Consider the following 9,193-nt stretch of genomic DNA (forward strand, 5'->3'; position numbering starts at 1 on the left):
CCCAATCCCCAATCCCCAATCCCCAATCCCATCCCGCACAATCCCCGCATGCCGACCTCCACACCGACCGATCCCTGTCCCTGCGGCCGCCCCGCCGATTACGCACGGTGTTGCGGCCCATACCACGCCGGTGCCGCCGCGCCCGATGCCCAGACCCTGATGCGCGCGCGCTACAGCGCCTATGTGCGTCGCGACGCTGCGTACCTGCTGGCCAGCTGGCATCCGTCCACGCGCCCGGCCGAGCTGTCGCTGGACGAGGGCGGGCGCACCACCTGGCTCGGCCTGACCGTGCAGCGCACGCTCGACACCGGTCCGGAGACTGCCGAGGTGGTCTTTCTGGCGCGCTATCGCATCGGTGGCGGCAGCGCGGTGCGCATGACCGAGCACAGCCGTTTCGTGCGCGAGGCTGGCTACTGGTACTACCTCGACGCGCGCTGAGCGCCACGCCGGCCAACCGTCACCGCGGCCAGCAACACAACCACCGCCTCAACCGGACGCCGGCAACCAGCATGCGACCGGTTCACTCCGCGGCCCACCAAGCCCGTTCAGCCCGACGAACGGTCTCCAGGCCCGCAGTTTGTCGACGCCACGTTCGCAGCCTATCCCCGAAGCTTGCCGCGCAGGCGAACTCCGCCGCGGGGGTGGGACTCGGATCATGGCAACCTTGAATCTCTGGCAATGGGTGATGTTGGCGGCGGTCGTGTTTGCGATCGTGCTGCCCGCGTGCGTGGCCACCGCACTGATTCGCTTCGGTCCGCGCCACGATGCACCGCGCCGCACCCGCGCGCGCCGAGTGACCGACGGCGCTGCGTCGACGCCGGCCCTGTCGCTGCTCACCGGCATCACCGGCGACGGCAGCTAAGCGCGTCAGGCCAGCGGCACCATCGGCGGCGCCGAACTGCAGCAGTCACCACGTCGGTACGCATCACCCATCACCATCGCGCTGTAGCTATCGCCTGCACGCCTGCGACTCCCCAGGTTGGCTATGCTCGGCGGCTCGACTTGCCGCGCAGGAGCACTCCACCGCATGACGTCCGCCCACCCGCCGGCCATCGCGCCATGACGCTGCCCCGGCGCGCATTGCCGTTGGTGCTCGGACTGCTGCCGCTTGCCGCCTGCGCCGATCCGGCCTTCGACCGCTGCCTGGCCGGCCTGCAGACCCAGGCCGCCGCCAAGGGCGTGGACGCTGCCAGCTTTCAGCGCTTCACCGCCGGGCTGGTGCCCGATCCCAGCGTGTTGCCGCTGCTCGATGCCCAGCCCGAATTCACCACGCCCATCTGGGACTACCTCGCCAGCCTGGTCGACAGCCAGCGTGTCGCCGACGGCCAGGCCATGCTGGTCACCCACCGCGAGCTGTTGACCCGCCTGTCCGAGCAGACCGGCGTCGACCCGGCCACCATCGTGGCGGTCTGGGGCGTGGAGAGCGATTACGGCCGCGTCACCGGCAAGCGCCCGCTGCTGGTGTCGCTGGCCACGCTGTCGTGCCAAGGCCGTCGCCAACCGTTCTTCCGCGGCGAGTTCCTGGCCTTGCTCAGCCTGTTGCAACGCGGTGACCTGTCGCCGGATGGCCTGACCGGCTCCTGGGCTGGTGCCTTCGGGCAAACCCAGTTCATGCCCTCGACCTACGCGCGCATCGCGGTGGACGGCGATGGCGACGGCCGCCGCGATCTGGTCACCAGCATCCCCGACGCACTGGCCTCCACCGCCAACTATCTGGTCAAGGCCGGCTGGGAGCGGGCCCGCCCGTGGGGCATGGAAGTCACCCTGCCGCGCGGCTTCGATGCCAGCAAGGCCGGGCGCACTCGCCGCCAACCGTTGCAGGCCTGGCAGGCCGCCGGCCTGCTCGGGACCGACGGCAAGCCGCTTGCCCCGACCGGGTTGCCCGCCGAGACGCCTGCCGCGCTACTGCTGCCGGCCGGCGCCACCGGCCCGGCGTTCCTGGTGTTCCGCAACTACGACGCGATCTACGCCTATAACGCCGCCGAAAGCTACGCGCTGTCCATCGCCCTGCTCGCCGATCGCCTGCGTGGCGGCCCCGGCCTGGTTGCGGCCTGGCCCACCGACGACCCCGGCCTGGGGCGGCCCGAACGGCGCGAACTGCAGCAGTTGCTGCTGGCCCGCGGCCACCAGATCGGCGAGGCCGACGGCATGGTCGGCAGCGCCACCCGCCGCGCCATCCAGGTCGAGCAGACCCGCCTGGGCCTGCAGCCGGCCGATGGCCGCCCCGGTCAGCGCATCCTCGCCGCCCTGCGCGCCGCACCGCCGCGCACCGGCATGGCGGCCGCGCGCGGTACCGCCTTCAAGCTGCCAGCCGCCTACCCCGCCTTCGCCCAATCTCCCATCGTCCACAAGGCATCCCCCATGTCCGACACCACCGGCCTGACCACAGGCGACTTCCACGGTTTCCCGTCGCTGCTGATCGACACTCCGTTCTCCACCGCTGCCATCAGCCTGTTCGGCGGCCAGTTGCTGTCGTTCGTGCCCAAGGGCGGCCAGGACGTGATGTGGCTGTCGCCGCTCGCCAAGCAGCCGCCCACCCCGATCCGCGGCGGCGCCCCGGTGTGCTGGCCGTACTTCGGCCGCCAGGACCAGACCGGCGACGTCCCCGCCCACGGCTTCGTGCGCACCGTGGCCTGGCAACTCACCGAAAGCCGACGCGAAGGCGACGGCACCGTGGTGCTCACGCTCACCCCGCCGCGCTTCGACGACCTGGCGCTGCGCCTGCGCATGACCCTGCGCATCGGCCGCACGCTGGAGCAACGCCTGATCACCGAAAACACCAGCGCCGCGCCAGTGCGTTTCACCCAGGCGCTGCACAACTACTTCCGCGTCGGCGACGCGCTCACCGTCAGCGTGCAGGGCCTGGACGGTCTGGACTATCTCGACAAATACGAGAACTACGCTACCGCCCACCGTCAGCAAGGCGACTGGAGCCTGCGCGACCCGCGCGATCCCGGCCGCAGCGACCGCATCTACACCAATGCCGGTGGCCGCTACACGCTCACCGACCCGGTGCTCGGCCGCCGCATCGTCATCGCCACCGAAGGCAGCCGCTCGCTGGTGGCCTGGAACCCGGGCGAAGAGGCCGGCAAGAAGATGGCCGACGTGGGCGAGGGCTGGCGCAACTACGTCTGCCTGGAAGCGGCCAACGCCGGCCCGGACGTGATCGAACTGGCTCCCGGCGCCAGCCACACCCTGACCCAGACCATCAGCGTCGAGTAACCGCCACACCTGCCGCCGACACCGGCGGGGCAACAGAGTCGAACGCTTCTCTCACCGGGACGTTGTCCTCCTTCATGGGGAGACGGTGCCCGGAGGGCGGGTGAGGGTACGAGCGCAGCCGCGTGCGGTTGCATGACACGCACGTCTCGCCCGTACCCCAGTTCCAACTCCCGTCCGGTGCGGTGGAGAGCTTTAACTGCGTCACGTTGATCTTGCTTCGCCCAACAGACCGAGCGCTTCCCTCGCTACACTCGCCGCTTCGCCCAACTGCGCCGCGCGATGTCCCTCTCTCCCGAATCCGCTCCCGCCCCGGGGCGCCGCCGCGCCGCGCTGATCTTCATCTTCATCACCGTCCTGATCGACGTGCTGTCCTTCGGGGTGATCATTCCGGTGCTACCGGATCTGGTGCGCCACTTCACCGGCGGCGACTACGTGGTGGCCGCCGGCTGGATCGGCTGGTTCGGCTTCCTGTTCGCTGCCATCCAGTTTGTCTGCTCGCCATTGCAGGGCGCGCTCTCCGACCGCTTCGGTCGCCGCCCGGTGATCCTGCTCTCGTGCCTGGGCCTGGGCCTGGATTTCATCCTGATGGCCGTCGCCCACAGCCTGCCGATGCTGCTGCTGGCGCGGGTCATCTCCGGCGTGTGCTCGGCCAGCTTCTCCACCGCCAACGCCTACATCGCCGACGTCACCCCGGCCGACAAACGCGCCGGCGCGTTCGGCATGCTGGGTGCCGCGTTCGGTATTGGCTTTGTCGCCGGCCCGCTGATCGGTGGTTGGCTGGGCAGCATGGGGTTGCGCTGGCCGTTCTGGTTTGCTGCCGGCTTGGCCTTGTTGAATGTGCTGTACGGCTGGTTCGTGCTGCCCGAATCGCTGCCCGTCGAACGCCGCACCGCACGGCTGGAGTGGTCGCATGCCAATCCGCTGGGCGCGCTCAAGCTGCTGCGGCGCTATCCGCAGGTGTTCGGTCTGGCCTCGGTGGTGTTCCTGGCCAACCTGGCGCACTACGTCTATCCCAGCATCTTCGTGCTGTTTGCCGGTTATCAATATCACTGGGGCCCACGCGAAGTGAGCTGGGTGCTGGCCGGGGTTGGCGTGTGCAGCATCATCGTCAACGTGTTGCTGGTCGGCCGCTTGGTGCGCTGGCTGGGCGAACGCCGCGCCTTGTTGCTGGGGCTGGGCTGCGGGGTGATCGGCTTCGTCATCTATGGGCTGGCCGACAGCGGCGCTGCGTTCCTGATCGGGGTGCCGATCAGCGCGTTGTGGGCGCTCGCCGGTCCTTCCGCGCAGGCACTGATCACCCGCGAGGTCGGCGCCGACGCGCAAGGTCGCGTGCAGGGCGCGCTCACCGGCCTGATGAGCCTGGCCGGTATCGCCGGTCCATTGTTGTTCGCCAATGTGTTCGCCTGGTTTATCGGCAGCGGTGCGCCACTGCATCTGCCCGGTGCACCGTGGTTGCTGGCCGGCGCCCTGCTCGCCGCAGGCTGGTGCATGGCCTGGAAACGGGCAGGGCGGGGCACCGCGACCGCACCCGCAGCGCAGGCATAAAGCCAACCTATTCAGCTTACGCTCGCCTCCGCTTTTTCTGATTTGCGCGAGCGCTGCTAGGCTGATGTCCTTCGTGCTGCGGCACTGCCTCGATCTCTTATGTCTTCCGACGCCCTGGCACTTCCGCCATCGGCCGCGCTCGCGCTGCGCCAGGCCACTCAGGACGCCCATCGCCTGGTCGAGGCAGTCCCGCTCATGCAGGCGCTGGGGCACGGGCGGATCGATTCGGCTGCCTATGCGCAGATCTTGCGTCGCCACCATGCCTTGTTGAGCGGCTTCGAAGCGCAACTCAGCGACTGGCTCACCACCCTGGTCGGCAACGGCTGGCATTACCGCCGCCGCGTACCGGCATTGCGCGAGGACTTGCGCGCGCTCGGCCAGCAACCGGACTTGCCGGTGGCCTTACCCAGCGTCGCCGACGATGCCGCGCGCTGGGGCATGTTGTATGTCATCGAAGGCTCGCAACTGGGCGGGCGGATGATCGCGCGCAGCGTGCGCAAGCAGCAGCCCGAGCTGGCCGGCGCGCTGCGCTATTTCGAGCTGGCCGACGACGACCCGGCCGGCTGGCGCCGCTTCCAGGCGGCGCTGGATCGACGCCTCACCACCCCATCCGCGCGCGACGCCGCCATCGACGGCGCGCAGGCCATGTTCGCCCACTTCCACACCTGCCTCGCAGCGGAGCCGCACCCGTGAATCAGTCCATCGAACCCCTGGATATGGATGTCTGCGCGCGTGAGCCGATCCACATCCCCGGCATGATCCAGCCGTACGGCGTGCTGCTGGTGATCGAACCGGCCGATGGCCGCATCGTGCAGGCCAGCACGACCGCCGCCGACCTGCTCGGCGTGCCGCTGCAGACGCTGTTGGGCATGCCGTACGCCCAGGTGCTGGAGGTACCCGAGGCGCAGCCATTCGCGGTGGACGCGCACCCCCAGCACCTCTTGCACGCCGAGGCGCGCTTTCCCGCACGCGCAGTGCCGCCCGAGCACGCCTGGGTGGCCGCCTGGCATCTGTATCCGGAGCAATGGCTGGTCGAAATCGAGCCGCGCGATGCTCGCCTGATGGACGTCACCCTGCGCGAAGCGCTGCCGCTGTTGCGCAGCATCGAGCGCGATCCCGGCATCGACGAAGCGGCGGTGCGTGCGGCCAAGGGCCTGCGCAGCATGATCGGTTTCGACCGGGTGATGATTTACCGCTTCGACGAAGAGTGGAACGGCGAAGTCATTGCCGAAGCGCGCAACCCCGAGCTGGTGGCCTATCTTGGCCAGCGTTATCCCGCCACCGATATCCCGGCGCAGGCGCGCGCGCTGTATTTGCGCAACCGCGTCCGCCAGATCGCCGATGTCGGCTACCAGTCGTCGTCGATCGTGCCCACCCTGCATCCGCGCCTGGGCACCCCGGTGGATCTGAGCGATGTCAGCCTGCGCAGCGTTTCGCCGGTGCATCTGGAATATCTGGCCAACATGGGCGTGAGCGCCACCCTGGTCTCTTCGTTGGTGGTCAACGATGCGTTGTGGGGGCTGATCGCCTGCCACCACTACAGCCCGCACTTCACCAGCCATGCCATGCGCGATGCCACCGATGCGGTGACCCGCGCGCTGTCCGGTCGCATCGGCGCGCTGCAGGCGGTCGAGCGCGCGCGCATGGAATCGGTGTTGCTCACTGTGCGCGAAAAGTTGATCACCGACTTCAACGACGCCGCCCAGATGACGGTCGAGATGCTCGCCGACATGGCGTCGGACCTGATGGACGTGGTCGATGCCGATGGCGTGGCGATCTTCCATGGCAAGGAGATCAGCCGGCACGGCAGCGTGCCCGATGCAGCCGCACTGCGGCGTATCCGCGACCATATCGAATTGGCGCACCACGATGCCTTGCGTGAGGATGCCGTCGGCGCCCTGCATGTGGAGGCGATCGGCGAGGTATTCCCGGAACTGGCCGATCTCGCGCCGCTGGCCGCCGGCTTCATCTTCGTGCCGCTGATGCCGCAGTCGCGCAGCGCATTGCTGTGGACCCGCCGCGAAAAGGTGCAGACGGTCAACTGGGCTGGCAATCCGCAGCTGGCCAAGCTGGCCGACATTCCCAACTCACGTCTGTCCCCGCGCAAGAGCTTCGATCTCTGGCAGGAAACCGTGCGCGGCCGCGCACGGCGCTGGTCGCCGCTACATCTGGAATCGGCGCGCAGCCTGCGCGTGTTGATCGAACTGATGGAGCGCAAGCGCTTCCAGCAGGATTTCACCCTGCTCGAAGCCTCGCTGTCGCGGCTGCGCGACGGCGTGGCCATCATCGAGCGGGGCGCCGACACTGCCGCGCATCGGCTGATCTTCGTCAACCCTGCGTTCGCCGAACTCAGTCAGACCGCAGTGGCTGACCTGATCGGCTGCGACATCCTCGCTCTGCTGGCCGATGATGCTGCGCGGGGCAAGGTCGACCTGCTGGAAGAGGCGCTGCGCCTGGGCCGCGCCGCCTACGTCACCCTGCCGCTGCGCACCCAGGATGGCGAGCCGGCATATCGCCAATTCCATCTCGAGCCCCTGCCCAGCCCCAGCGGCGTGACCGCGCACTGGCTGCTGCAATTACGCGATCCGGAATAAGCGCTGCCATCGATATCGTGAGTGCGGTGGGTGCCGGCGCATTGTTTGCCGTGTCGTTGTTGCAGGCGAGGGATCGCGTCGACGGGATCCCTCGAGCCAACCGGCAGGGCGTAGTGACGCGATGCCTTGTGCTTCTCGGTGGTCGCGACTGCCCCGAGGGACTTGCCAGCTTCGATATCAACCCGCGCGCTGCGGGTTGCACGAATGAATTCGGCTCCCCGCAGTGCTGAAGCGAGACACCGTGCAGGCAGGAGAACGGGGCGACCAAACAGCCATGCGGCCGCCGCACGTGTCTGCCGCTCTTCTCCCTGCATCGGTGGGACGCGTGTCAGGGCGCCGTCTTCGGTCGTAATGCCAACAATGTGATCGTTCCGGCCAGCAAGCCCCAGAACGCCGCGCCGATCCCGCCCAGCGTCAGCCCGGAGGCGGTGACCAGAAAGGTAATCAACGCGGCTTCGCGTTCGCTGTCCTCGCGCAGTGCCGCCGCCAGGCTATTGCCGATGGTCCCCAACAGGGCGATCCCGGCAATCGCCATGACCAGCTCACGCGGGAAGGCCGCAAACACCGCCGCCACGGTCGCGCCGAATAACCCGATCACCACATAGAACACGCCGGCGCTCACTGCAGCGGTGTAGCGCCGTGCCGGATCTTCGTGCGCTTCCCGGCCCATGCAGATCGCCGCGGTAATCGCCGCCAGATTCAGCGCAAAGCTGCCGAACGGTGCCAGTACCGTATTGACTGCACCGATCCAGCCGATCGTCGGCGAGATCGGCACCGCATAGCCGGATGCCCGGATCACCGCTACGCCCGGCACGTTTTGCGAGGCCATGGTCACCACAAACAACGGAATCGCCAGACCAAACAGCGCCGCCCACGACAGCGACGGCACCACCAACACCGGGCGTGCCAATTCCAATTGCACTGTTCCCAACTGCAGCAGCCCGCCGCTGGCGGCAATCGCAACGCCCACCAACAAAGTCGCAATCACCGCATAGCGCGCGCACCAGCGCCGCCCGCACAGATAGGTGACCAGCATCGCCAGCGCCAGCACCACCTGGCTTTGCATGGCCACGAAGATGTCCAGGCCAAAGCGCAATAGCACTCCGGCCAACATTCCCGAGGCGAGTGAAATCGGCATGCGCCGGATCGCTCGCTCAAACAGTCCCGAAAACCCGGCCACCATGGCCAAGACCGCAGCCACCACAAACGCACCGATGGCCTCGCGCAACGGCACCCCGGCCGCGCTGCCGATCAGCATGGCTGCACCAGGCGTGGACCAGGCCGTCACCACCGGCACCCGGTAGCGCAGCGACAACCCGATACAGGTCACGCCCATGCCGATACCCAGCGCCCACATCCACGACGCGATCTCCGCCTGATCGGCGCCCAGGTGGCGCGCCGCCTCGAACACGATCACCGCAGAGCTGGCAAACCCCACCAGTACGGTGACAAAGCCGGCGGCAATCGCAGGCAGCGATAGATCACGGAGCAGATTGCGGGAAGCGGGCATGCGGGCTCCTCTAGCGAGTGCGTGCATCTTCGCCGAGCCCATCGGCGATCGATACCCTGCTGAGACGTGTATAGCTGCCAATCCCGAATAAGCCTTGCAACCCGGAGATGCGCGGAGAGGCCAGCGCGTGCAATTGCCTGCTGTACAAAGGCGGCTGCAGGTCGATGTCATGCACCTGTCAAAAAGTGCTTGCACTTCTGCTCAGGCTCGATAAACTGCGCGGCCTCGCTCAGGACGGCGGCGCTTCTTCAAGCACCGCAACAACGAACGGGTCGAATCGAAAACATCACGCGGTGTTGACGAAACGAAAAAGCCGGCTATG

At 67.9% G+C, this 9,193-nt stretch carries 7 protein-coding genes; 6 read left to right on the top strand and 1 reads right to left on the bottom strand.

The window, feature by feature from the left end:
* Nucleotides 1-48: 48 nt before the first annotated feature.
* The 6 genes from XpruCFBP8353_RS22650 (at nucleotide 49) to bphP (ending at nucleotide 7,361) form a co-directional block, all read left to right on the top strand.
* Nucleotides 49-438 carry a YchJ family protein gene (locus XpruCFBP8353_RS22650; protein ID WP_101365217.1) on the top strand — a complete coding sequence of 130 codons (390 nt, stop codon included), beginning with the start codon at nucleotides 49-51 and terminating at the stop codon, nucleotides 436-438.
* A gap of 217 nt (nucleotides 439-655) precedes the next feature.
* Nucleotides 656-862, top strand: a complete 207-nt coding sequence (locus tag XpruCFBP8353_RS22655) for a hypothetical protein (RefSeq protein ID WP_101365218.1) — start codon at nucleotides 656-658, stop codon at nucleotides 860-862.
* Between the two features lie 197 nt (nucleotides 863-1,059).
* Nucleotides 1,060-3,222, top strand: a complete 2,163-nt coding sequence (locus XpruCFBP8353_RS22665) for a lytic murein transglycosylase (RefSeq protein WP_101365220.1) — start codon at nucleotides 1,060-1,062, stop codon at nucleotides 3,220-3,222.
* 279 nt (nucleotides 3,223-3,501) lie between these two features.
* Nucleotides 3,502-4,767 carry a TCR/Tet family MFS transporter gene (locus tag XpruCFBP8353_RS22670; protein ID WP_101365221.1) on the top strand — a complete coding sequence of 422 codons (1,266 nt, stop codon included), beginning with the start codon at nucleotides 3,502-3,504 and terminating at the stop codon, nucleotides 4,765-4,767.
* A gap of 99 nt (nucleotides 4,768-4,866) precedes the next feature.
* A complete protein-coding gene (locus tag XpruCFBP8353_RS22675) occupies nucleotides 4,867-5,460 on the top strand; it encodes a biliverdin-producing heme oxygenase (RefSeq protein WP_101365222.1) in 594 nt (197 codons plus the stop codon).
* The gene (bphP, locus tag XpruCFBP8353_RS22680; protein WP_101365223.1) at nucleotides 5,457-7,361 is read left to right on the top strand and encodes a bacteriophytochrome BphP; all 1,905 of its coding nucleotides are present in this window, start codon (nucleotides 5,457-5,459) and stop codon (nucleotides 7,359-7,361) included. Before XpruCFBP8353_RS22675 ends, bphP begins: the two co-directional genes overlap by 4 nt.
* A gap of 328 nt (nucleotides 7,362-7,689) precedes the next feature.
* Here bphP and XpruCFBP8353_RS22685 read toward each other — a convergent pair whose 3' ends face one another.
* Nucleotides 7,690-8,871, bottom strand: coding sequence for a benzoate/H(+) symporter BenE family transporter (locus tag XpruCFBP8353_RS22685; protein WP_101365224.1), 1,182 nt, complete (start codon nucleotides 8,869-8,871; stop codon nucleotides 7,690-7,692).
* Between the last annotated feature and the right edge of the window lie 322 nt (nucleotides 8,872-9,193).

The sequence above is a fragment of the Xanthomonas prunicola genome (genome assembly GCF_002846205.1).
In the GTDB taxonomy this organism is placed as follows: domain Bacteria; phylum Pseudomonadota; class Gammaproteobacteria; order Xanthomonadales; family Xanthomonadaceae; genus Xanthomonas; species Xanthomonas prunicola.